The sequence below is a fragment of the Streptomyces sp. NPDC055140 genome (assembly GCF_053607285.1).
The window spans coordinates 290,639-312,678 of the sequence record NZ_JBSGTG010000005.1; the positions used below are offsets into that span (position 1 = coordinate 290,639).

The 22,040-nt window shown below is 69.0% G+C and carries 21 protein-coding genes and 1 tRNA gene; 9 read left to right on the forward strand and 13 right to left on the reverse strand.

The window, feature by feature from the left end; all coding sequences use genetic code 11:
* Positions 1-114: 114 nt before the first annotated feature.
* From ACWFR4_RS13375 to ACWFR4_RS13395, 5 genes are all read right to left on the reverse strand, one after another.
* Positions 115-1,578, reverse strand: a complete 1,464-nt coding sequence (locus ACWFR4_RS13375; RefSeq protein WP_453459422.1) for a peptidoglycan D,D-transpeptidase FtsI family protein — start codon at positions 1,576-1,578, stop codon at positions 115-117.
* Positions 1,575-3,014 carry an FtsW/RodA/SpoVE family cell cycle protein gene (locus tag ACWFR4_RS13380; RefSeq protein WP_453459419.1) on the reverse strand — a complete coding sequence of 480 codons (1,440 nt, stop codon included), beginning with the start codon at positions 3,012-3,014 and terminating at the stop codon, positions 1,575-1,577. Before ACWFR4_RS13380 ends, ACWFR4_RS13375 begins: the two co-directional genes overlap by 4 nt.
* A 26-nt stretch (positions 3,015-3,040) precedes the next feature.
* Complete coding sequence (locus ACWFR4_RS13385; RefSeq protein WP_453652503.1) at positions 3,041-4,633, reverse strand: Stp1/IreP family PP2C-type Ser/Thr phosphatase; 1,593 nt, start codon at positions 4,631-4,633, stop codon at positions 3,041-3,043.
* An 87-nt stretch (positions 4,634-4,720) separates the two neighbouring features.
* Entirely contained in the window at positions 4,721-5,251 is a 531-nt protein-coding gene (locus ACWFR4_RS13390; protein ID WP_100597256.1) for an FHA domain-containing protein FhaB/FipA, read from the reverse strand.
* Positions 5,252-5,261: 10 nt separating this feature from the next.
* A complete protein-coding gene (locus ACWFR4_RS13395) occupies positions 5,262-6,158 on the reverse strand; it encodes an FhaA domain-containing protein (RefSeq protein ID WP_116512050.1) in 897 nt (298 codons plus the stop codon).
* A 481-nt stretch (positions 6,159-6,639) separates the two neighbouring features.
* Here ACWFR4_RS13395 and ACWFR4_RS13400 point away from each other — a divergent pair.
* A tRNA-Leu gene (locus ACWFR4_RS13400) sits at positions 6,640-6,723 on the forward strand.
* 209 nt (positions 6,724-6,932) lie between these two features.
* Here ACWFR4_RS13400 and ACWFR4_RS13405 read toward each other — a convergent pair.
* Entirely contained in the window at positions 6,933-7,436 is a 504-nt protein-coding gene (locus ACWFR4_RS13405; protein ID WP_453652392.1) for a hypothetical protein, read from the reverse strand.
* A gap of 485 nt (positions 7,437-7,921) precedes the next feature.
* Between ACWFR4_RS13405 and ACWFR4_RS13410 the strand changes: the two genes are divergently transcribed.
* Complete coding sequence (locus tag ACWFR4_RS13410) at positions 7,922-8,470, forward strand: hypothetical protein (RefSeq protein WP_453652393.1); 549 nt, start codon at positions 7,922-7,924, stop codon at positions 8,468-8,470.
* Positions 8,471-9,153: 683 nt separating this feature from the next.
* Here ACWFR4_RS13410 and ACWFR4_RS13415 read toward each other — a convergent pair.
* Positions 9,154-9,813 (reverse strand): FMN-dependent NADH-azoreductase, encoded by a 660-nt coding sequence (locus tag ACWFR4_RS13415; RefSeq protein ID WP_405479768.1) that lies wholly within the window; start codon positions 9,811-9,813, stop codon positions 9,154-9,156.
* Positions 9,814-9,935: 122 nt separating this feature from the next.
* Between ACWFR4_RS13415 and ACWFR4_RS13420 the strand changes: the two genes are divergently transcribed.
* The 4 genes from ACWFR4_RS13420 to ACWFR4_RS13435 all read left to right on the forward strand — a co-directional run bounded on the left by ACWFR4_RS13420 (position 9,936) and on the right by ACWFR4_RS13435 (position 13,677).
* On the forward strand, positions 9,936-10,313 hold the full coding sequence (locus ACWFR4_RS13420) for a winged helix-turn-helix transcriptional regulator (RefSeq protein ID WP_453652395.1): 378 nt from the start codon (positions 9,936-9,938) through the stop codon (positions 10,311-10,313).
* A gap of 260 nt (positions 10,314-10,573) precedes the next feature.
* On the forward strand, positions 10,574-12,010 hold the full coding sequence (locus ACWFR4_RS13425) for a DUF2252 domain-containing protein (protein WP_453652397.1): 1,437 nt from the start codon (positions 10,574-10,576) through the stop codon (positions 12,008-12,010).
* Between the two features lie 224 nt (positions 12,011-12,234).
* Entirely contained in the window at positions 12,235-13,101 is an 867-nt protein-coding gene (locus ACWFR4_RS13430) for a hypothetical protein (RefSeq protein ID WP_453459407.1), read from the forward strand.
* A 246-nt stretch (positions 13,102-13,347) separates the two neighbouring features.
* Positions 13,348-13,677 carry a rhodanese-like domain-containing protein gene (locus ACWFR4_RS13435; RefSeq protein WP_116512043.1) on the forward strand — a complete coding sequence of 110 codons (330 nt, stop codon included), beginning with the start codon at positions 13,348-13,350 and terminating at the stop codon, positions 13,675-13,677.
* 8 nt (positions 13,678-13,685) lie between these two features.
* Here the strand turns inward: ACWFR4_RS13435 and ACWFR4_RS13440 are convergent, their stop codons facing one another.
* From ACWFR4_RS13440 to paaA, 6 genes are all read right to left on the reverse strand, one after another.
* The gene (locus tag ACWFR4_RS13440) at positions 13,686-14,825 is read right to left on the reverse strand and encodes an acyl-CoA dehydrogenase family protein (protein WP_453459404.1); all 1,140 of its coding nucleotides are present in this window, start codon (positions 14,823-14,825) and stop codon (positions 13,686-13,688) included.
* A gap of 143 nt (positions 14,826-14,968) precedes the next feature.
* Positions 14,969-16,027, reverse strand: coding sequence for a 2Fe-2S iron-sulfur cluster-binding protein (locus ACWFR4_RS13445; RefSeq protein ID WP_453459401.1), 1,059 nt, complete (start codon positions 16,025-16,027; stop codon positions 14,969-14,971).
* Positions 16,027-16,653: a 1,2-phenylacetyl-CoA epoxidase subunit PaaD gene (gene paaD / locus ACWFR4_RS13450; protein WP_453652399.1), complete on the reverse strand. Its 627-nt coding sequence runs from the start codon at positions 16,651-16,653 to the stop codon at positions 16,027-16,029. Before paaD ends, ACWFR4_RS13445 begins: the two co-directional genes overlap by 1 nt.
* Positions 16,647-17,393 (reverse strand): 1,2-phenylacetyl-CoA epoxidase subunit PaaC, encoded by a 747-nt coding sequence (gene paaC / locus ACWFR4_RS13455; protein ID WP_453459395.1) that lies wholly within the window; start codon positions 17,391-17,393, stop codon positions 16,647-16,649. The genes paaD and paaC overlap by 7 nt, the downstream gene beginning before the upstream one ends.
* Complete coding sequence (paaB, locus tag ACWFR4_RS13460; protein WP_116512039.1) at positions 17,390-17,680, reverse strand: 1,2-phenylacetyl-CoA epoxidase subunit PaaB; 291 nt, start codon at positions 17,678-17,680, stop codon at positions 17,390-17,392. The genes paaC and paaB overlap by 4 nt, the downstream gene beginning before the upstream one ends.
* On the reverse strand, positions 17,677-18,741 hold the full coding sequence (gene paaA, locus ACWFR4_RS13465) for a 1,2-phenylacetyl-CoA epoxidase subunit PaaA (protein ID WP_453652401.1): 1,065 nt from the start codon (positions 18,739-18,741) through the stop codon (positions 17,677-17,679). Before paaA ends, paaB begins: the two co-directional genes overlap by 4 nt.
* A gap of 251 nt (positions 18,742-18,992) precedes the next feature.
* Here paaA and ACWFR4_RS13470 point away from each other — a divergent pair, with 251 nt between their 5' ends.
* The 3 genes from ACWFR4_RS13470 to ACWFR4_RS13480 all read left to right on the forward strand — a co-directional run bounded on the left by ACWFR4_RS13470 (position 18,993) and on the right by ACWFR4_RS13480 (position 22,034).
* Positions 18,993-19,964, forward strand: a complete 972-nt coding sequence (locus ACWFR4_RS13470; protein ID WP_453652403.1) for a DUF5819 family protein — start codon at positions 18,993-18,995, stop codon at positions 19,962-19,964.
* On the forward strand, positions 19,961-21,151 hold the full coding sequence (locus ACWFR4_RS13475) for an HTTM domain-containing protein (RefSeq protein ID WP_453652405.1): 1,191 nt from the start codon (positions 19,961-19,963) through the stop codon (positions 21,149-21,151). Before ACWFR4_RS13470 ends, ACWFR4_RS13475 begins: the two co-directional genes overlap by 4 nt.
* A 100-nt stretch (positions 21,152-21,251) precedes the next feature.
* Positions 21,252-22,034, forward strand: a complete 783-nt coding sequence (locus ACWFR4_RS13480) for a TrmH family RNA methyltransferase (RefSeq protein WP_453652406.1) — start codon at positions 21,252-21,254, stop codon at positions 22,032-22,034.
* The last annotated feature ends 6 nt before the right edge of the window (positions 22,035-22,040 follow it).

The window sequence follows — 22,040 nt, forward strand, 5'->3', positions numbered from 1 at the left end:
TGTGCTGTCCGGGCATACCGTACCCGGCCTGTCGTGCCTGACCTGCCCGAGACCGTCACCCGATACAGGACCGGTATCGCAACGTGCACCGTTGTGAAGAAGACGTGATCGGGTTCACTTCTTGGCGAGCACCGCTTCCATCACGCTCTTGGCGATCGGCGCGGCCAGACCGCCACCGGAGATGTCGTCACGGTTCGCGCTGCCGTCCTCGACGACCACGGCCACGGCGACCGGCGAGCTGCCGTCCTTGGCCTTCGCGTACGACAGGAACCACGCGTACGGCTTCTCGCTGTTGTTGAGGCCGTGCTGGGCGGTACCCGTCTTGCCGCCGACCGTGTAGCCGGGGATCTGAGCGTTCGTGCCGGTGCCCTCGCTGACGACCGTCTCCATCATCGACTGAAGGATCTGGGCGTTCTTCTCCGACAGCGGCCGGCTCATCTCCTTCGGCGTGTGCTGCTCGATGGTGTCGAGGTTCGGCGCCTGGAGCTCGCTGACCATGTACGGCTCCATGAGAGAGCCGCCATTGGCGACCGCGGAGGCCACCATGGCCATCTGCAGCGGCGTGGCCGCGGTGTTGTACTGACCGATCGACGAGAGCGCCGTCTGCGACTTGTTCATGTTCTTGGAGAACACGGACGCGTTCGAACGGACCGGGGTGAACTGCTCCTTGGTGAAGCCGAACTTCTCCGCGGTCTCCAGCATCTTGTCGTTGCCGAGGTCGGCGCCGATCTTGCCGAAGACGGTGTTGCACGAGTAGCGCAGCGCCACTCGCAGCGTCGCGTCCTCGCAGGGGATGTTGCCCTCGTTCTTCAGCGGCGTCGTGGTGCCGGGCATGATCCACGGCAGCGGTGTATCGGTCTTCCGGTCGGGGTCTGTGTAGAGCCCGTGCTCCAGCGCGGCCGCCGCCGTCACGATCTTGAAGGTCGAGCCGGGCGGGTACGTCTCGCGCAGCGCGCGGTTCGTGAGCGGCTTGTCCTTGTTCTTGTCGAGCTTGCCGAACGTGTCGCCGTCCTTCTGCATGATCCCGGCGAACGACGACGGGTCGTACGACGGCGTCGACGCCATCGCGAGGATCGCACCGGTCTTCGGGTCGATCGCGACGGCGGCCCCCTTGCCCCGGTTCTTCAGACCGTCGTACGCGGCCTTCTGCGCGGCGGCGTTGAGGGTGGTCACGACGTTGCCACCCTCCTTCTTCTTGCCGGTGATCATGTCGAGGGTGCGGCGGAAGAACAGCCGGTCGTCGTTGCCGGTGAGGATGCCGTCCTCGATGGACTCGATCTGGCTCGCGCCGACCAGCTGCGAGGCGTACCCGGTGACGGGCGACCACATGGGCCCGTCCTTCCAGGTCCGCTTGTACTTGAGGTCGGTGCCGTCCGTCGCCACGGAACCCGTGATCGACTTGCCGTCGACGATGATGTCGCCGCGCGGCTGCGCGTACCGCTCGATGGCGACGCGCGGGTTCTGCTTGTCGGACTGGAGCTTGTCGGCCTGGGCGTACTGGAGCCAGTTGTCGCGGATCAGCAGGGCGAGGACGAGGAGCCCGCAGAAGATCGCGATCCGGCGCAGGGGCTTGTTCACGGTCGGACCACCTGGGTCATCTCGGCGTCGGGGCTGGGGGCGGGAGCCGGCGCCGGGCGGCGCGCGGTATCGCTGATACGGATCAGGATCCCGATCAGCGCCCAGTTCGCGATCACGGAGGAACCGCCGTACGCGAGGAACGGCATGGTCATACCGGTCAGCGGGATGAGACCCATGACACCGCCGGCGACGACGAACACCTGGATCGCGAACGCGCCCGACAGACCGGCCGCGAGCAGCTTGCCGAACGGGTCACGGGCCGCGAGCGCCGTACGCAGACCGCGCTCGGCGATCAGCCCGTACATCAGCAGGATCGCCATGATGCCCGCGAGGCCGAGCTCCTCGCCGAACGTGGCGAGGACGAAGTCGGAGTTCGCGGCGAACTTGATCAGGTCGGAGTGGCCCTGGCCGAGGCCCGTGCCGAGCACGCCACCGGAGCCGAACGCCCACAGCGCCTGCATCGCCTGCTCGGAGTGACCGGTGACGCCCTGCCTGCTCAGCATGTACTCGTGCATCGGGTCGAGCCACGCCTGGACACGGCTCTGCACGTGCGGCTCGAACGAGGCGACACCGACCGCGCCGACGGCCGACATCAGCAGACCGAACACGATCCAGCTGGTGCGCTCCGTGGCGACGTACAGCATCACGACGAACATGCCGAAGAACAGCAGCGACGTACCGAGGTCCGTCTCGAAGACCAGGATCAGGATCGACATCACCCAGACGACGATGATCGGTCCGAGGTCACGGCCACGCGGGAGGTACAGGCCCATGAAGCGGCGGCTGGCCAGCGCGAGCGCGTCCCGCTTCACCATCAGATAGCCCGCGAAGAACACCGCGATGACGATCTTCGCGAACTCACCGGGCTGGATGGAGAACCCGCCGATGCTGATCCAGATCTTCGCGCCGAACACGTTCATACCGAGACCCGGCACGAGCGGCAGCAGCAGCAGGATCAGCGCGCCCATCATCGAGATGTACGTGTAGCGCTGCAGGATGCGGTGGTCCTTCAGCAGCATGAGCACGCCCACGAACAGGGCGATGCCGATCGCGGAGTACATCAGCTGGTTCGGCGCGTCCGGGCTGAACGACCCGTACTGCGCCTTCGCGAGCTGCTGCAGGCGCTCCGACTGGTCCAGGCGCCAGATGATGACCAGACCCATGCCGTTGAGCAGGGTCGCGATCGGCAGGAGCAGCGGATCGGCGTACGGCGCGAACCGGCGTACGACGATGTGCGCGACGCCCGCGAGCAGGCCGAGGCCCAGGCCGTAGCCCAGGAGCCCGGCGGGCAGCGAGCCGTCGATCGCCAGGCCCACGTTCGCGTACGCGAAAACGGGGATGACGACGGCGAACGCGAGGAGCGCGAGCTCGGTGTTGCGCCGGCTCGGCGCACCGATCGCGCCGATGGTCGACGTGTGTGTAGTGCTACTGCTCATGGCGTGCAAAGGCCCCCAACGGCTGCTTACTGCTTACCGCACAGCGGGACCAGCTTCTGCTCATCCTCCGAGAGGCTGGGGCCAGGTGTGGGCGTCGGTGCGGTCTTGGACTTGGCCGTTCCGGACGGCGTGGGTGTCGGACTCGGCGCTGTCTTCGCCGAGGCGCGCGACGTGGTGAAAGACGTCTTGGTGGCGCCTGTGGTGCCACCCGCCTCGCCCTCGCCGGTCTTCGCGTTCTGCTCGTTCTCCGCCTGGCGGCGCTCGGCGTCCTTCTTGCAGGCCGAGGCCTGCAGCGACAGCTCGCCGATCTTGTCCTTGGCGTCACCGAAGCTGCCCTCGGTGATCGTCGCCTCGACCTGCTTGCGCTGGTACGGCGGCAGGTACTTGAGTTCGATCTCGGGGTGGTCCGTCTCGACCTTCGACAGACTCACCCACGCCAGGTCCTGGCTGATGCCGCGGTACAGCGCGACATGCGACTCGCTCGAACCGACGTAGTACTGCGTCTGCGTCCAACGGTAGCCGCCATACAGGCCACCGCCCACGACGGCCAGCGCCAGGACGATGAAGAAGGATCTCTTGAGCCACTTACGGCCGCGCCGGGGCTTGACGAAGTCGTCGTCGCCGTAGGAGCCGAAGCTTCCCTCGGGAGCGTAACCGTCCGGGTCACCGCTGCCGGGCGGGCCGAACTCGCCGCCGCCGCCGCCCTGCCCGGGCACCTGCCGGCCCGACCCGCGGCCGAGCTCCGACGCACGGCCCGCGGGGGTCTGCATCGCACCGCCGTCGTGCAGCTGGTGCTGCTGGTTCTCGGCGACCGCGCCCACGATGACCGGAGCGTCGGACAGCTGACCGGCGAGCGTGTCACCGCTGTCGATGTCCAGGACGTCCGCCACGATCACCGTGATGTTGTCCGGGCCACCGCCGCGCAGCGCCAGCTGGATCAGGTCCTGCACGGTCTCCTGCGGGCCCTGGTAGCTGGCGAGGGTCTCCTCCATCGTCTGGTGGGAGACCACGCCGGACAGGCCGTCGGAGCAGATCAAGTACCGGTCGCCGGCCCGCACTTCACGGATGGAGAGGTCGGGCTCGACGTGATCACCACTGCCCAGCGCGCGCATGAGGAGGGACCTCTGCGGGTGAGTGGTGGCTTCCTCTTCCGTGATGCGGCCCTCGTCGACGAGGCGCTGCACCCAGGTGTGATCCTGCGTGATCTGCGTCAGCACACCGTCGCGCAGCAGATACGCGCGTGAGTCGCCGACGTGCACGAGGCCGAGGCGCTGACCCGTCCACAGCAGAGCGGTCAGGGTCGTCCCCATGCCTTCCAGCTGGGGGTCCTCCTCGACCATCATCCGCAGCTGGTCGTTCGCCCGCTGCACGGCCGTGCCGAGCGACGTGAGGATGTCGGAGCCGGGAACGTCGTCGTCGAGCGCGACGATCGTCGAGATCACCTCCGACGAGGCGACCTCACCGGCGGCCTGACCACCCATGCCGTCGGCGATCGCGAGGAGACGCGGACCGGCGTAGCCCGAGTCCTCGTTCCCCTCGCGGATCATGCCTTTGTGCGATCCGGCGGCGAAGCGCAGTGACAGACTCATGCGCACCTCGCCCGTCGGCTCCGGGTACATCCGCACGGTGCCCACCCTCCGGTCGGGAGCGCGCTCAGGTCTTGGGTGACCGCGTCGGCTCGCTCGCTCCGCTCGCTCATTGTCGTACTACTTCCGCAGCTCGATGACGGTCTTGCCGATGCGGATCGGCGCGCCCAGCGGAATCGGTTGCGGGGTGGTCAGCCGGGCCCGGTCGAGATAGGTGCCGTTGGTGGACCCGAGGTCCTCCACGATCCACTGTCCGTCCCGGTCCGGGTAGATCCTGGCATGCTTGCTCGACGCGTAGTCGTCATCGAGGACGATCGTCGAATCGTGCGCACGGCCCAGCGTGATGGTCTGGCCTTGCAGCGCCACCGTGGTGCCCGTGAGGGTGCCCTCGGAGACGACGAGTTTCGTGGGGGCGCCGCGGCGCTGCCGCCCGCCGCCTCCACCGCTGTTCTGCTGCTGGGCGCGCTGCTGAGGCGGCGCGGCCTGGCGGGCCGCCGCCTGCTGTTGGCGCCCGCTGTCACGACGCGACCCGCGCTGGGTGACGCGCGTGCCGAACAGGTCGCTGCGGATGACCTGGACGGCCACGATCACGAACAGCCACAGAACGGCCAGGAAACCCAACCGCATGACCGTCAGGGTCAGCTCTGACATTGCCCCCGCTTCACCCTTCGGCTTGCCGGTAAATGATGGTGGTACTGCCCACGACGATCCGCGAGCCGTCGCGGAGCGTAGCGCGGGTGGTGTGCTGCCCGTCCACCACGATGCCGTTGGTGGACCCGAGATCCTGGATCGTCGAGGGCGTTCCGGTCCGAATCTCACAGTGCCGGCGAGAGACGCCGGGGTCGTCGATTCGTACATCGGCTTCGGTGCTGCGGCCGAGAACCAGCGTGGGGCGCGAGATCTGATGGCGTGTGCCATTGATCTCGATCCAGTGACGCACTTGAGCGCCGGGCAGCGGTCCTGCCTGGTTACGCGGCCGAGCTCCCGCCGGTGCCTGCCCGGGGCGGCCCGGAGGCGGCCCCGCGGGCATCGGCGGCGCGCTCGCCGGCGGCTGGCCGTACCCCGCGGCAGCGTTCGCCGCCGGCGGGTAGCCGTAGCCTCCGCCCGCCGCCGGGGGCGCCGAAGCGGGACCCCGGCCGGGCTGCGGCGGCTGCTGGGAGGGCTGGGACTGCTGCTGGCTGGAGCTCGACGCGAGCGTGCGGCTGCGTACCCGGTACAGACCCGTGTCCAGGTCGTCCGCCTTCTCCAGGTGGACCTTGATCGGTCCCATGAAGGTGTAGCGCTGCTGCTTCGCGTAGTCGCGCACCATGCCGGACAGCTCGTCGCCGAGCTGTCCCGAGTAGGGGCTGAGGCGCTCGAAGTCCGGCGCGCTCAGCTCCACGATGAAGTCGTTGGGGACGACGGTCCGCTCGCGGTTCCAGATCGTCGCGTTGTTGTCGCACTCGCGCTGGAGGGCGCCGGCGATCTCGACGGGCTGGACCTCGGACTTGAACACCTTGGCGAAGGTGCCGTTGACCAGACCCTCGAGACGCTGCTCGAACTTCTTCAGGACTCCCATGGGGCACCTCCTCCTTCGTTTTCGTCCTGGTACTGCTTACTGATCGTATCCACGCGCCGGGAAATCGGCTGGTTCCCCCTGTCAGCCCGGTCGATGAGTGTCGACCCTCACAGCTGGATCGTAGAGGGGGTCCCTGGACAGTGTCCCGCACGCGGCGGGGGAGCCGGGAGGGGACGGGGAAGGTGGGGTTGCGGAGCTTGAGGGTGGAGGTGGGATCGGGGGTGTGGACGGGGTCGGCGGTGGGGTTGCGGAGTGGGGGCGCTGTGGGGTGGCGTGGATCCCCTTCTGAGGCTTCGGACGGGCGGCGGAGTACCGGCGGACTGCTGGCGGGCGGCATCGGATGCGAGGTCAGCAGGGGTGGGCCTGCCCAGCAGGTGCCCGCGAAAACGGATGTGAATCCACCCTCTGCAGCGTGCTAATCTTCTGCATGTCGGAAGGCGCTCGCCCCCCAAAGGGCGAGGGACCGGAAGGCACACCCAATGCGCGGGTGGCGGAATAGGCAGACGCGCTGGATTCAGGTTCCAGTGCCCGAAAGGGCGTGGGGGTTCAACTCCCCCCTCGCGCACAAAGAAGAACCGACGAAACGGGTCTTCACCAGTGACGAAAGTCCTGGTGGGGGCCCGTTTCTCGTTGATCGAGCCGCTGGCTACGACTCGGTAGCTCGTGCTGGCTTGTAAGAGTGGCATTGAACACAAGAGCCCTCGCCTGTGATCGGTCGGTCGGGGTGAGGGCTCTGTTGTTGTCCGGAGGGTGCTGCGGATGAGCGCTGGATGCCTACGTTGTCGGTGATAGATGGCCGGTCGGGGTCCAGGCTCCGTGCGGTTTGGTCGTCCGGCGGTGGTGGGTGCGCCGGCGCGGGCGTTGTCCGCTCAGCGCCAGGGTGTCGACCCAGTTCTTGATCTTCCGTTGGTTGGCGTGAGCCAGTTGGAAGACGAGCAGCACGGTCTGAGCCGCGATGCCGCGGATCCGCCGGCCGCCGGCGGCTTCGATGGCTTCGGCGAGGGGACTTTTTGCGCAACCGTTGTATCCCTCGACGCTGTTGCGCAGTCGGAAGTAGACCTTCTGCCATTGCTCGCCCCCGTATTCGAGGGCCTGCCAGTGCTTGGATCCTTCGGCGGGAGCCAGGGTGATGCTGCGCTGGCGGCAGACCTTGAGTGTCCCTGCGGGGTTCGGCTCCGGGTCGATGAGCGGCAGCTGGATGCCTCCCGAGAATCTCGGTTCTCTCAGCCTTGTTCCCCTGTTGCCGGGCCTCTTCCGCGTACCCGGGCTTCTCGACAACACCATCACTGTGCCCCGGCCCCAGTACCAGCGGCAGCACGGACCATCTTCTTCGCGCCGTGGTCGCCGACGTGGTCGGTGTTACCCGCTGCCGCCACCGCGACCTGCTCACACCGGCGCCGGGGGCGCCCGAACTCAGCCGCAACGTCTCAGCTGAGCGCTACACATGCTCAGCGTTCCGCCCTGGTGCGAGAGCGTCCTGCTCATCGACGACACCTGGACCACCGGCAACCACGCCCTGTCAGCGGCTGCGGTTTTTGAAGCCGCCGATGCGGGGTGTGCCCATCTTTGGCCTTGGACTCCACCTCAACATCAGGTACGGCAACACCGCAGCGCTGCCGAGCAGGCGAGGCTGCGCCGATTCGCCAAGGACTGTTGCTGTCGGTTGAGGCTCTGCCCATGGAATGAAGGTCAGGCAGTTCGATGGGCTGGATCGAAGAAAGGAATCAGCTGGTCAGCACATTAGCCCTTGATCACTCAAGTCGGTGAACCATCCCATCGGCCAGAAACATGATCGCGGCGGCGCAGTTCTTTCGGCGGGAGAGATTCTCCGCCGAAAGGGGATTGTTCATGGTCGCGCTTTATCGATCCAGGCTTTTGGTGGCCCTTGCCGCCGCATGCGCCGTCGTGCTGACGGGTTCTTCGGTGGCGCAGGCCGGCGCTGTCGGATCGACTCCTGTCCGAACCTTCGAGTACAGCGTGGCGGCATGACGATGAAAGTTCCGACCGGATGCGCGTTCACACACATCATCCGAGGCGGCGGGAAGAAGATCACCTATCAGAACGCCGGCGTCGACTGTGCTTTTGTCGCCGCGCTCGGCACTGGCTTCTGCAACTGGCGCATCGACTTCACGTACGCGAACACCAACAACAGGACGTACAGGACTGCCCGGGGACGAACGCACCCCGAGTGCAAGATCGATCCGATGCGGAACAACTCTCCCCAGACGCTGCCTCGTTATGGAAAGGCGTGTGCGCATCTCTACGTCAACGGGGTGCGCCGAGTGAGCCAGTGTCACCACATCACGAAGTGAGCCGTTCATGATTGATCGACAGCAGAGGCGGGACCAAGGATGGGAGGCGCGGCGGCGGCCCGCTGGGATCGCCGCGTTCTTGGCGGGTCTCGTTGTGACACTCGCCTTCTTCGCCTTCTTCGCCTTCTTCCCTGGGCTTCCGCACGTCATCGATTGGGGGGCGATCGTTGTTGCCGTTCTGGTAGGAGCACTCACCCGATGGGTCTGCCTGACGTGGGTGGGAAAGAGGAGCAGAGACAGCAAGTGAGCTCAGGCATAGCGACGAGGGCTGGCAGAGAGACGCCTGCGGTTATTGAGCGCGGAGCGCGGACTGTGGGTGCTGGACGCTCAAGGCCTTGATGCCCCTGGCCTGCGCCGTGGGAAATCGGCGCCAACAGGCCGGGAAACGATCTATGCGTCGGGCTCATGAGCCCTGATCATTGCGTTTCGTCGGTGGTCCACAAGTCAGAAGCCCCGCAGATCTCAGATCTGCGGGGCTTCTGCGTTTCCCGGACGTGAGCGGTCCTGCGCGGGCGCGGCCCCGGCTCGGGTGGGTGCGGGTCCTGAGTGCGGTCCCCCGGCTCCGGCGGGTTCGGCCGTGAGGACAATCACAATGATTGGCGAAGGGTCCCCCAGCGTCGTACAGGACGGGGGGACCCTCGGGACCGCGGTGCTTCCCTGCGCGTCGGTGACGGCGCTGAGCGTCAGGCGGCGTCGGCGGAGAAGCGTGCGGCGAGCTCCTTGGCCCGGGCGTCCGCGTCCTCCAGGGCCTTGGTGCGGGACGCCTCGGCGAGCGGGATGAGCTCGCTCATCGCCGGAGTCGTGTGCGCCAAGGTCAGCTCGGGAACGATGAAGTCCACGTCCAGGCCCAGCATCGTGCCGAGAAGGTCACGCAGGTAGTTCTGCACGTATTCGAAGGGCTCGCGCGGGGTCCCCGGCGCGTACGAGCCGCCGCGGCTGGCGACGACCGTGACCGGCGTCCCCTTCGCGGACGGCGTCTCGCCGGCGGTACGCCCCATGAGGATCACCTGGTCCAGCCAGGCCTTCAGGGTCGACGGGATCGAGAAGTTGTACATGGGGGCGCCGATCAGCACAGCGTCCGCCTGCTCCAGTTCCTCGATGAGCTTCAGACGCTCGGCGAAGGCCGCGGCCTGCTCGGGGCTGTGGGTGGCGGGGTCGGCGAAACCGGCGGAGGCGCCGACCGTGTCCAGGTGCGGGACCGGGTTCACGGCCAGATCGCGGTAGATCACGGTGCCGTCCGGGTGCTGCTCCTCCCAGGTCTTGCGGAAGGCGTCGGCGACGGTGCGGGAGGCGGAGGCCGAGCCGGGCCATACGGACGAGTCGACGTGCAGAAGGGTGGGCATTGGGGGTCTCCAAAGGTGCGGGGGTTCGGCCGCATAGGTAGGTGCAGTTCTGTTCGGAGCTACCGTATGAACAGTAACTTACTTTTATTTAGTCCCCTACGGGAGGGCAGTACCCTGAGGGCATGGCGGGCAACGGGGAATACGAGAGCGGCGCCGCACGCGAGGCGAGGGCCCACAACCCCGAAGCGTGCAAGCGGGTCGACAGCGGCATCACCCGCGTCTTCGGCCTGCTCGGCAAGCGCTGGACGGGACTCGTCGTCTCCGTCCTCCTCCAGCACCCCGTCCACTTCGCCGACCTGCGCCGAGCCATCCCCGGCATCAGCGAGCGCATGCTCTCGGACCGCCTCACCGAACTCGGCGCCGCCGGCCTCGTCGTACGCGAGGTCGACGAAGGACCCCCGCTTCGCGTCGCGTACCGCCTGACAGAAGCGGGCGCCGCCCTCGAACCGGCGCTGAAGGAACTCGGGCTCTGGGCCGAGGCGTATCTGCCTGAGGGGTAGCGGGGCCTGCGCGAGGGGGACCCCGGCACCGACCGCCCGTACGTCCTGACGCCGTCGCGGTGGTCGAGGGCTCGGGTTCGGCACTCGGGGTCCGTCCTGCTGTTCCGCGCTCGGGTTCGGTCCTCGGGTTCGGCGCTCCGGTTTCCGCACTCCGGGCGGGTTTCCACAATCGCGGGGTTATCCACAGGCTCTGACGGGTTCCGGCCGACGGCGGTACGGTCGTCGCCAGTTGATGTTCAGAGGCGGGGGAGGCGGTCCGCGTGGCCGAGGTCGACACGGCGGTGCCGGTACAGCGTGAGGAACCGGCGGCTCGGCGGCTGCGGGCCATCGAGGGGTTCGCGACGCGACCACCCTCCTCCGGATCACCCAAGCAGGAGGGCAAAGCCCTGCGCGACCGCGTACCGCGCTCCGCCCACGAGGCCCTCACCCTGCATCCCGCACGCCCCGACGCCGTCGCCGCGGTCGAGGAGTCCAACCTCGGCCGGATCGAAGAGCTCACACCCATACGCGTCGGCAGGATGGCGGCGACCCCGTTCGCGTTCCTGCGCGGATCCGCCGGCCTCATGGCCCACGACCTCGCACAGACCCCCGTCACCGGCATCGGCGCCCAGATCTGCGGAGACGCCCACGCGGCGAACTTCGGCCTCTACGCCGACGCCCGCGGCGGCCTCGTCATCGACCTCAACGACTTCGACGAAACGGTGCACGGCCCCTGGGAATGGGACGTGAAGCGACTCGCCACCTCACTCGTCCTCGCGGGCCGCGAAGCCGGAGCCGACGAGGACACCTGCCGGGAAGCCGCGCACTACGCGGTGGGCGCGTACCGCCGCACCATGCGCCTGCTGGCCAGACTGCCCGTCCTCGACGCGTGGAACGCCATCGCCGACGAGGAACTCGTCTCCCACACCGACGCCCACGACCTCGTCGGCACGCTGGAACGCGTATCCGAGAAGGCTCGCAACAACACCAGCGGAAGATTCGCCGCCAGGTCCACCGAACTGGCCGAGGACGGCACCCGACGCTTCGTCGACGCACCACCCGTGCTGCGCCGCGTACCCGACGGGGAGGCGTCCGAGGTCGCGGCATCCCTCGGCGACTACCTGCAGACACTCTCCGAAGACCGCCTGCCCCTGCTCGGCCGCTACGCGATCCAGGACGTCGCCTTCCGCGTCGTCGGCACCGGGAGCGTGGGCACCAGGTCGTACGTGGTCCTGCTCCTCGACCACCGGGGAGAGGCACTCGTGCTCCAGGTGAAGGAAGCACGCCCCTCCGCGCTGCTGCCCCACCTGCCCGCAGTCGGCTTCGAGATACCGGCGGCCGTCCATGAGGGGCGGCGCGTGGTCCTCGGACAGAAGCGGATGCAGGTCGTCAGCGACATCCTGCTCGGCTGGACGACCGTGGCCGGACGACCCTTCCAGGTACGGCAGTTCAGAAACCGCAAGGGAAGTGTCGACCCCGCGGCTCTCGCCGCCGATCAGATGGACGACTACGGCCGCATGACGGGCGCGCTCCTCGCCCGCGCCCACGCACACAGCGCCGACCCCCGACTGATCGCCGGCTACTGCGGCAAGAACGAGGAACTGGACGAGGCCATCGCCCAGTTCGCGGTCGCCTACGCGGACCGCACGGAACAGGACCACGCATCCCTGGTCAGGGCTGTGCGGGAGGGGCGGGTGGGGGCTGAGGTGGGGGTTTGAGGGGGTGTGGGGGTGGGGGCTCGGGTTTGTGTCGCGGGTCGCGGTGTCGGGCTGGGCTGGAGGATGCAGGTCGAGGCTGAGCTGGAGGGGCCGAGGCGCGGGGTGGGGCTGGGCTGAATTGAGCTGATCTGGGGTGGGGAGGGGGCAGGGGGAGGGGAGCCCCCCAGAACCCTTGAAATCAGGCGTCGAGCAGGGCATCCCGGCCCGTGCCCTAGGCTGGACGGGTGACGACCCCGGAAGCCGAGTCGACCCCGTCCGAGGCCCCTGCCGCTGAGCCGCAGGGGCAGCCTGTTGCTGAGGGGCGGCCCGAGGCGCGGCTTGAGCGGGCTGTGCTCGCCGCCGAGCAGGCTCTGATCGAGTACGAGATCGCGGTGGAGACGTTCCGGGTCGAGGTGGAGAACTTCTCTCGCCTGCACCACCAGAAACTCGGCCCCATGTATACGCGCCTGGACGAGCTCGAGGCGCAGATCGCCGAGGCGGTCGCCGCGCGGAGCGGGGATCCCGAGGACCGGCGTAAGGCGGACGAGGCCAGGGCGCGCGTGATGCCGATGCCCGCGGTCGAGGAGCTGTTCGACCAGTGGATGGACGGCGACGGTCTCTCGCCGGAGGCGTCCGCCATGCTCACCGATCAGCCCGTTCGGCCGCCGCAGCGTGTGCGGCCGAGCGACGAGGCCCGCAAGCTCTACCGGGAACTCGTCCGCAAGGCGCACCCGGATCTGGCGCAGGACGAGAAGGACCGGGCGCGGCGCGACGAGTTCATCGTGCGGGTCAACGCGGCCTATGGCCGGGGCGACGAGGCTTTGCTGAAGGAGCTGTCCGACGAGTGGGCCGCGGGGCCTGTGCCCGAGGCGCGCAAGCCCAGCCCGAGCGAGGAGCTGTACGAGCGGCTCGAGTGGCTGGCTCAGCGCAAGGAGCTGCTGACGGCCGTTGCTCAGGAGCTGGAGGAGAGCGCGATCGGCGCGATGCTGCGGATGGCGCCGGACGACCCCGACCGGCTGCTCGAGGAGATCGCGGAGCAGTTGCTCGCGCAGGTCGCCGAGCGAGAGGCTGAGCTGGAGCGGCTGATGCGCGAACAGGCTGCCGATAGCTGAGCCGGTGGTCGAGCAGGCTGTTGGTAGTTGAGCTGCTTGCCGAGCATGCTGCTTGAGCTGGGCAGCTGGGCAGCTGGGCAGCTGGGCAGCTGGGCTGGCCGGTCGCTGAGCCGAGACCCCGGTGCGAGGGTCGCTCCCACCCTGCGTTGCTGACGGTCGTCCGAGCGGCTGACCGCCCTGGTGCCTGGCGGGTCAGGGCCCCGGATGGGGTCGGGTAGCGTCGGGGGTATGCATTTCGGATCTGGTGTGCCCACGGTTGAGGTCGGCGAGCTCGTGGACGGGGACTTTCTCCTCGATGTCCGTGAGGACGATGAGTGGCAGGCGGGTCACGCCGAGGGTGCGTTGCACATTCCGATCAGTGAGTTCGTGGCGCGGTACGGCGAGCTGACCGAGGCGGCTCCCCAGGACGGTCGGGTCAACGTGATCTGCCGGTCCGGCGGCCGTTCCGCGCAGGTGACGATGTATCTCGTGCAGCAGGGCATCGATGCGGTGAACGTGGACGGTGGCATGCAGGTGTGGGCCGCCGCCGGACGGCCCGTCGTGGACGACAAGGGGCAGTCGGGCTTCGTGCTCTGACCCCCGGCTCAGCCGAGGGGATGGGCCGCCAGCAGGTCGCCGAGTGTTTCCTCGTGGGCGGCTGCCGGGCCGAGTGACAGTTCCAGCTGCTTGGCCCAGGCGTGGTAGCGGTGCAGCGGGTAATCGGTGTCGGCGCCGAATCCTCCGTGCAGATGCTGTGCGGTCTGGACGACGCGTCGTACGCCTTCCGATGCCCAGATCTTGGCGACCGCGATGTCGCCTGCTGCGGGGAGCGCTCCGCCTGCCTGGGTGCTGATGCGCCAGGCGGCCTGCCAGAGGGTGGCCTCCATGGCGCGCAGGTCGATGTAACGGTCCGCGGCCTGGACCGCGACCGCTTGGAATGTCGCCACCGGGTAGCCGAACTGTTCGCGCTTGCTCGTGTAGTCGCCGGTCATCTGGAGGACGCGTTCGCCTAGGCCCAGTGCCAGGGCACAGGTTCCGGTGGTGAGGAGCTGGCGCAACCGGCCCCAGGCCTCGTCGGTCTCGATGATCTGGTGGGGGTCGAGGCGCACGGAGTCGAGGTGTAGTTCGCCGAGGCGTTCGCCGGTCGTGGAAATCTGTTCGGCGAGGGTGAGTCCTTCGTGCGGGTGGGGCGCTACGGCGATGACGGTGCGACCCTGTGGGGTGTGGGCGGGTACGGCGATGTGGTCGGCGTTGTGCGCCCAGGGCACGCCGGTCTGGGTGCCGTCGAGGATCCAGGTGTCGGTGTCCGTGTCGCGGCGTGCGCTGACGGCGAGTTGGGCCGGGTCGTGGCCGGTGCGGCCTGCGGAGGCGGCGGTGAGGACGAGTTCGCCGCGGGCTGCCCGGGGGAGGATCTGCTCCTTCAACTCGTCGCTGCCGTAGGTCTGTACGGCGACGGCGGTCGCGGTGTGCTCCAGGAGCGGGACGCGGGCGAGTGCCTTGGCGGATTCCCGTAGGACCAGGCAGAGCGCGATGGCGTCCAGGCCCGCGCCGCCGTGTTCGGGGGCGAACAGGAGGCTGAGCAGGTCGGCGTCGGCGAGTTTCGACCACAGAGCCCGGTCGAAGTCGTCGGCGATCGCGCCGGGGGTGAGGGCCGGGCTCGGCACGCTGTCGGGCGCGACCGGGCCGAACACGGCCTTGGCCGCCTCGACGGCCGCCTGCTGTTCTTCGGTGAAGGTGAAGTCCACTGCCCTGTCCCTCCGTGCACCGGTTCGTCGTGGCGACCGCCAGGATCTGACGGTGCGTCAAGGTAGAACAAGTTCTACGAGAAGGGAATACGCGGAGGGAATGCGAGGGCAGTGGGGCGCCGTCAGCCGTCAGCCGTCAGCCGTCAGCGGTCGAAGTCCAGCTCCACCGTCTCCGTGGCCGGGTGGGACTGGCAGGCGAGTACGTAGCCGGCGTCGGTCTCCTCGGGCTCGAGTGCGAAGTTCCGGTCCATGCGCACCTCGCCCGAGACGAGGAACGCTCGGCAGGTTCCGCAGACGCCGCCCTTGCACGCGTACGGCGCGTCGGGGCGGTTGCGCAGCACGGTCTCCAGGAGTGATTCGCCGTCGTCGACGGGCCAGGTGCCGGAGCGGCCGTCGAGCTGGGCGGTGACCGTGGAGTGCGCGAGGGCCGGCGCGGGGCGGGAGGGTGCCGCTCCGTCGTCGACGTGGAAGATCTCCTCGTGGATGCGGGCTCTTCCTACACCGAGGGCGCGCAGCGTGCGCTCCGCTTCCTGTACGAGTCCGAAGGGCCCGCACAGGTACCAGCCGGCGACCTCGTCTACGGGGAGCAGCGCGGGCAGGAGGGTCGTCAGACGCTCCTGGTCGAGGCGGCCGGAGTCGAGGCCGGCCTGCTGTTCCTCCCGGGACAGGACCGTGACCAGCTGGAACCGATCTGGGTAGCGGTCCTTCAGGTCGGCCACCTCGTCCAGGAACATCGTCGACGCGGCGGTGCGGTCGCTGCGGATGAGGCAGAAGCGGGCGTGCGGCTCGCGGGCGAGCAGGGTGGCCGCGATCGACAGGACCGGGGTGATGCCGCTGCCGCCGACCACGGCGGCGTAGAGCCCGGGGGTGGGCTCGAGGATGAAGCGGCCGGCGGGGGTCATGACCTCAAGCGCGTCGCCGACGGCGATCTCTTTGAGGGCGTACGTCGAGAAGGAGCCGCCTTCGACGAGGCGGACGCCGACGCGGAGGATCTGGGGGCCTTCGGGGCCCGGGGCGGGTGAGCAGATCGAGTACGTGCGCCGGATCTCGCCGTCGTCGGCCGGGCGGCGAAGGGCGAGGTGCTGGCCCGGCGCGTGGCGGAATTCCTCGCGAAGGGATGCGGGGACCTCGAAGGTGAGGGCCACGGAGTCGTCGGTGAGCCGGTCGACCGCGACTACGCGGAGCTGGTGGAAGCGGGCCATCACAACTCCTTGAAGTGGTCGAAGGGTTCGCGGCAGTCGAGGCAGCGCCGCAGGGCCTTGCAGGCGGTGGAGGAGAAGCGGCTTAGGAGTTCGGTGTCCGTGGATCCGCAGTGTGGGCAGCGCAGAGGGGCGTCGCCTGCCTCGGGGGCGCCGAGGAGCGTGGCGGCGGCCGCGTCGGCAGCTGTGCGCCTGGGTGGTGTGGTGCGAGTGGGGCTCAGGGCGACGGTTACCGGCCCCTGGTCCTCCCGGACGGCGCGCGGTGGAGCTATGCCGAACTCTCGGAGCTTGCGGCGGCCCTCGTCCGTGATGTCGTCCGTGGTCCAGGCCGGTGCGAGCACCCGCCGGACGGTGACGTCCGGTATTCCGCGCTCGTGCAGGACATGCTTGATGTCCGTGGCCATGGCCTCGACGGCCGGGCAGCCCGTGTAGGTGGGGGTCAGCTCCACCTCGACGCTGCCGGGGTTGAGGCAGTGGACGGCGCGGAGCACGCCCAGCTCTTCCAGTGTGAGTACGGGCAGTTCGGGGTCGGGCACAGAGCCGGCGAGGCGGCGCAGCTCAGCTTCGAGCGGCGTCTCCGGTCGGGCGGCGGTGTCCTGGGGGGAGGGCTCGGGGGCCTTGGTCACCATGACGCCCCCGGGTGGCTGCGGTGGAGGTGCTGCATCTCGGCGAGCATCCGTCCGAACGGTTCCGTGTGCAGGCCCTGGCGTCCGGCGCCGGCGCTCCAGGCCCCGGCCCGCGGTCCCTCCGGGACGGTCAGGGTCGCCCGCTCCAGGACGGCGGTGACCGACGTGGTCCAACTGGCCTGCATCTCCGGCCAGTCGATGTCGATGCCGTCGACGGGCTGGAACATCTCTCCGGTGTGACGCCAGAGTGCGTCGCAGGCCCGCTGCATCCGGTCGTGGCTTTCGGCGGTGCCGTCCCCGAGGCGTACGGTCCATTGCTCGGCGTGGTCCTGGTGGTACGCGACTTCCTTGACCGCCTTGGCGGCGAGGCCGGCGAGCGGTCCGCCGGTCGCGGCGAGGCGGCCGTACAGGAGGCGCTGGTACGTGGAGAAGTACAGCTGGCGGGCGATGGTGTGGGCGAAGTCGCCGTTGGGCTGTTCGACCAGCTGGACGTTGCGGAAGGCGCGTTCCTCGCGCAGGTAGGCCAGCTCGTCCTCGTCGCCGACGAGGGAGAGCAGGACCCGGGCCTGGCCGAGGAGGTCGAGCGCGATGTTGGCCAGGGCGACTTCTTCTTCGAGGACCGGGGCGCGTCCGGCCCACTCCCCCAGTCGGTGCGACAGCACGAGCGCGTCGTCGCCCAGGGCGAGCGCCGCGGCAGCGGTGACGGCGCCGGCGGAAGAGGCGGGGTTCAGGGACGTGGTCACAGGTGCTTCACCCCTTCCGGGATCTCGTAGAACGTCGGGTGCCGGTACGGCTTGTCGGCGGCGGGCTCGAAGAAGGGATCCTTCTCGTCGGGAGAGGAGGCGGTGATCGAGGTGGACGGGACGACCCAGATCGAGACGCCTTCGCCGCGGCGGGTGTACAGATCGCGCGCGTTACGCAGGGCGAGCTCGGCGTCCGGCGCGTGCAGGCTTCCCGCGTGGGTGTGCGACAGTCCGCGCCGGGAGCGTACGAAGACCTCCCACAGCGGCCAGTCCTTCGCGTCGCTCATGCCGTCGCCTTCCCGTTCGCCCCGGAGTCTTGTGCCCCGGAGTGCTTCGCCTCGGAGTGTTTCGCCGCGTGGGCCGCGGCCGCTTCCCTGACCCAGGCGCCCTCGTCGTGCGCCTTTCTGCGCTGGGTGATCCGCTGTTCGTTGCACGGTCCGTTGCCCTTGAGGACCTCCCAGAACTCCGTCCAGTCGATGGCTCCGAAGTCGTGGTGCCCACGCTCCTCGTTCCACACGAGGTCCGGGTCGGGGAGGGTGAGCCCGAGGGACTCGGCCTGCGGGACGCAGATGTCGACGAAGCGCTGGCGCAGCTCGTCGTTCGAATGGCGCTTGATCTTCCATTCCGTCGACTGCGCGGAGTGCGACGACTCGTCGTCCGGAGGGCCGAACATCATCAGGGACGGCCACCACCAGCGGTCGACGGCGTCCTGCGCCATCGCGTGCTGGGCCTCGGTGCCGCGGCTCAGGGCGAGGAGCAGCTCGTAGCCCTGGCGCTGATGGAAGGACTCCTCCTTGCAGATCCGCACCATGGCGCGCGCGTACGGCCCGTACGAGCAGCGGCACAGGGGGACCTGGTTCGTGATCGCCGCGCCGTCCACGAGCCAGCCGATGGCGCCGACGTCCGCCCAGGTCAGCGTCGGGTAGTTGAAGATCGACGAGTACTTCTGCCGGCCGCTGTGCAGCTTGTCGAGGAGCTCGTCGCGGCCCGTGCCGAGCGTTTCGGCGGCGCTGTACAGGTACAGGCCGTGGCCGGCCTCGTCCTGGACCTTGGCCATCAGGATCGCCTTGCGTCGCAGCGAGGGGGCGCGCGTGATCCAGTTGGCCTCCGGCTGCATGCCGATGATCTCGGAGTGGGCGTGCTGCGCGATCTGGCGCACGAGCGTCGCGCGATAGGCGTCCGGCATCCAGTCGCGGGGCTCGATGCGTTCCTCCGCCGCGACGGCGGTGTCGAACGCTGTCTGGTACGCGGCGGTGCCCAGCTCTTGGCTCGTGGCGGTGCCGGTGGCGTCGGACGTGGCGTGGGCCGCCTGTGTCCGCGCCGCTTGGTGCGCAGCTGCTGTCGCCATCCCGGTCTCCCTCGACCTTGAGCGAATCTCCCGACCGATCGTTCGGTTCGTTGGATTCAATGGTGGGACGTGGCGCCGTAGGGTGTCAACCCTGCGAGGTCCGGCCTGTGGATAAGTCCCATGCCTCTGTGCCTCGCGTGCGCGGCTGAGTACCGTGCCGGTGCGGCGGCGGGAGCGGGCCGCGGGGCGAGGAATCGGTTCGGCAAAAGCGCGGACCGGAGGCATCGGGAGACTCGGGGAAACGGGGCGGCATGGACGCGTACGACAAGGGCCCGACCGCCCGGCGTTCCGACCCGGAGCCGCGGCCGGATCCTTTGCGGAGCCCTGCCCCGGACGAGGTGCCTGAGGCCGCCCATGTACCTGAGGTCGGCCAAGTGCCTGAGCCGGATCTCCCGTCCCCATCCCTCACACCCTCGTCCCCATCCGCCATACCCCGCATAGGCATGTCGGCTCTCTCCCTCCGCTACCAGATCGCCGCCGCCTGCGCGCTCGTCGTGGTCGCTCTCGTGGCGTGTGTGCACGTAGCGATGGTGTTTCTGCACGTCGCTCCGTCCAACACCGTCTCCAAGCAGTACGGCCGGACCGTCGACAGCTGGATCTATCCGGAGTTCGAGCAGAACTGGAAACTGTTTGCGCCGAACCCGCTCCAGCAGAACATCGCCGTGCAGGCCCGCGCGGAGGTCCGTACGGCCGACGGCGGTACGCGTACGACCGGCTGGTACGACCTGTCCGCACGGGACGGCGCCGACATCGACGGGAATCTGCTGCCCAGCCACACGCAGCAGAACGAGTTGCGCCGGGCCTGGGACTTCTATGTGTCCGCGCACGACAGCGAGAACCGCCCGAACGGTCTGCGAGGCCAGCTCTCCGAGCGCTACATCCGCCGCATCGTCGTCCTGCGGCTGTCCCACGAGGACGGGCTGACGGCCGACGTCAAGACGGCCGTCGGCAAGCAGCACACCATCGCCCGTGTCCAGGTCCGCTCGCGGACCACCAACGTGGCGCCGCCCCCGTGGAGCGACGAGAAAGTGGATCCCAAGCCCCTCTACCGGGAGGTTCCCTGGTGGACGGTGACGGTCGCGGACAGGGCACTCGACAGCAACAGCAACAGCAACAGCAACAGCAACAGCAACAGCCGGAGCCAGAGCCGGAGCCAGAGCCAGGGCCAAAACGGCAACGGCACGCGCGCGCGTGCCGCCACTGACGGGACGGATGTCCGGTGAACCGCATCGACCGCGTCACCGGGTCCGCCCTCGGGCCCTACCAGAGCGCAGTGATCCGAATCGGCTTCTCCGCGACCTGGCTGCTGTTCCTGCTGCGCGAGTTCCCCAACCGCCACGAGCTGTACGGGCCCGACGGGCCGTGGAGCTGGGACATGGCGCAGCAGCTCATCGCCGGTAACGGCGCCTTCACCGCTCTGATGTGGTCGGACGGCCGCGTCTGGTTCGAGATCGTCTACGCCGCCGCGGTCGTGACCAGTGCACTGCTGATGCTGGGCTGGCGCACCCGGACCATGTCCGTCCTGTTCATGATCGGCGTGCTCTCGCTGCAGAACCGCAGCATCTTCATGGGCGACGGCGGCGACAACGTCATCCATCTGATGTCGATCTATCTGGTGTTCACGCGGTGCGGGCAGGTCTGGTCGCTGGACGCGCGGCGAGCGGCACGCGCGCGTGAGCACTTTGCGCGTGAGGGCGACATCGGACCGCCCGACGTGGTGGGGCGGGTGCTGTGGTGGCTCGCGGGGCTCGGGCTGTCCGTGATCACGTTCATGGGGGTCGTGAGCGGGGGCTGGCTGGTCGTGTTCTGGGGGCTGTGGGCCGTGCAGGGCCTGTGGTGGGCGGTGAACCGGAGGGACCCGTACGGCGAGCCCCGGCAGCTGCTCGACGTGATCGCGAACCTCGCGCACAACGCCGCGCTTCTCGTGATCATGGCGGAGGCGTGTCTGATCTACGCGACCGCCGGCTGGTACAAGATCCAGGGCAGTCGCTGGCAGGACGGGACGGCGGTCTACTACCCGCTCCACCTGGACTACTTCTCGCCCTGGCCGGCCCTCGGTGATCTGCTCGCCTCGCACGGGCTGATGGTGATGCTCGTGTCGTACGGGACGGTCGCCGTGCAGGTCGCCTTCCCGTTCACGCTGTTCAACCGGCGCGTCAAGAACGTCCTGCTGGTCGCCATGATGTGCGAGCACGCGGCGATCGCCGTGCTGCTCGGACTGCCGTTCTTCTCGCTCGCGATGATCGCCGCCGACGCGGTGTTCCTGCCGACGCCGTTCCTGAAGCGGCTGGGTGGATGGGTGGCACGCGCGCGTGGAGGCGTGTTTTCCCGTACGGCCAGCGCCTCTACGGTGCCGGGGCCTCGCGCCGCGGAGAGCCCCGACCAGGCCCACGTAGGCTTCACGCCATGAGTGGGGCGAACGGCGTGCACAGGCACACAGCGTGAACAGGCAAGCAGCATGAGCAGGTACACAGCATGAGCAGGGCGCACGGCATGAACGGGCGAGCAGCATGAGCAGGGCAGATATCGCCGGCGTCGACGCATGGCGCGCCCGTGCCGAGACGTCCGTCCTCCTCGACGGGTTCCACGCGCTCAAGCACGCCCTGCGTTTCGGCGCACGCGTGCCCGTGGCCCTGGCGGCCAGCCGTCCCGCCGCGCTCGCCCTGGCCGAGGAGCTCGCCCCGGACGTGCGGGACGCCCTTGACGGGCTTCTGGTGGAGGTGACGGAGGAGACGCTGCGTTCCCTCGTGCCGCGTCTGCATCCCACGGGGGTGGCCGCGCTGGCGGTGCGGCCCGACCGGGCGGCGAACCTGGCCGCCGTGGCCCACCTGCCGAGGACCGCGCCCGTCGTCGTCCTCGACAACCCCCGCAACCTCGGCAACGCGGGCGCCGTCATCCGGCTCGCCGCGGGCTTCGGGGCGACGGGCGTCGTCATGACCGGCAGCCTCGACCCCTGGCATCCGACTGTCGTACGCGGTGGTGCGGGCCTGCACTTCGCGACGGCGGTCGAGCGCCTGGCGGTGGAGGAGCTGCCGCCGGGGCCCGTGTACGCGCTCGATCCGGAGGGCGAGGACATCCGGGGGACTGCGCTGCCGGACGACGCGCTGCTCGCCTTCGGCTCGGAGCGCAGCGGCCTGTCGCCCGAACTGCGCGCCCGTGCCGACCACTTGGTGTCGCTGCCGATGCGGGCGCAGGTCTCCAGCTACAACCTGGCGACGAGCGTCGGCATGACGCTCTTCCACTGGAGCACCTGTGGCACGCCGGGCGGTCCCGTGGGCCGCCCGGCTGCCTGAGCTGAC

What these genes read in the sequence shown, in the direction of transcription:
- ACWFR4_RS13415 (WP_405479768.1), bottom strand. Translation starts at nt 9,813, where the DNA reads ATGCCCACCCTTCTGCACGTCGACTCGTCCGTATGGCCCGGCTCGGCC.
- ACWFR4_RS13470 (WP_453652403.1), top strand. Translation starts at nt 18,993, where the DNA reads ATGGACGCGTACGACAAGGGCCCGACCGCCCGGCGTTCCGACCCGGAG.
- ACWFR4_RS13445 (WP_453459401.1), bottom strand. Translation starts at nt 16,027, where the DNA reads ATGGCCCGCTTCCACCAGCTCCGCGTAGTCGCGGTCGACCGGCTCACC.
- ACWFR4_RS13420 (WP_453652395.1), top strand. Translation starts at nt 9,936, where the DNA reads ATGGCGGGCAACGGGGAATACGAGAGCGGCGCCGCACGCGAGGCGAGG.
- ACWFR4_RS13380 (WP_453459419.1), bottom strand. Translation starts at nt 3,014, where the DNA reads ATGAGCAGTAGCACTACACACACGTCGACCATCGGCGCGATCGGTGCG.
- paaB (WP_116512039.1), bottom strand. Translation starts at nt 17,680, where the DNA reads ATGAGCGACGCGAAGGACTGGCCGCTGTGGGAGGTCTTCGTACGCTCC.
- ACWFR4_RS13395 (WP_116512050.1), bottom strand. Translation starts at nt 6,158, where the DNA reads ATGGGAGTCCTGAAGAAGTTCGAGCAGCGTCTCGAGGGTCTGGTCAAC.
- paaA (WP_453652401.1), bottom strand. Translation starts at nt 18,741, where the DNA reads ATGGCGACAGCAGCTGCGCACCAAGCGGCGCGGACACAGGCGGCCCAC.
- ACWFR4_RS13390 (WP_100597256.1), bottom strand. Translation starts at nt 5,251, where the DNA reads ATGTCAGAGCTGACCCTGACGGTCATGCGGTTGGGTTTCCTGGCCGTT.
- ACWFR4_RS13480 (WP_453652406.1), top strand. Translation starts at nt 21,252, where the DNA reads ATGAGCAGGGCAGATATCGCCGGCGTCGACGCATGGCGCGCCCGTGCC.
- ACWFR4_RS13385 (WP_453652503.1), bottom strand. Translation starts at nt 4,633, where the DNA reads ATGTACCCGGAGCCGACGGGCGAGGTGCGCATGAGTCTGTCACTGCGC.
- paaD (WP_453652399.1), bottom strand. Translation starts at nt 16,653, where the DNA reads ATGGTGACCAAGGCCCCCGAGCCCTCCCCCCAGGACACCGCCGCCCGA.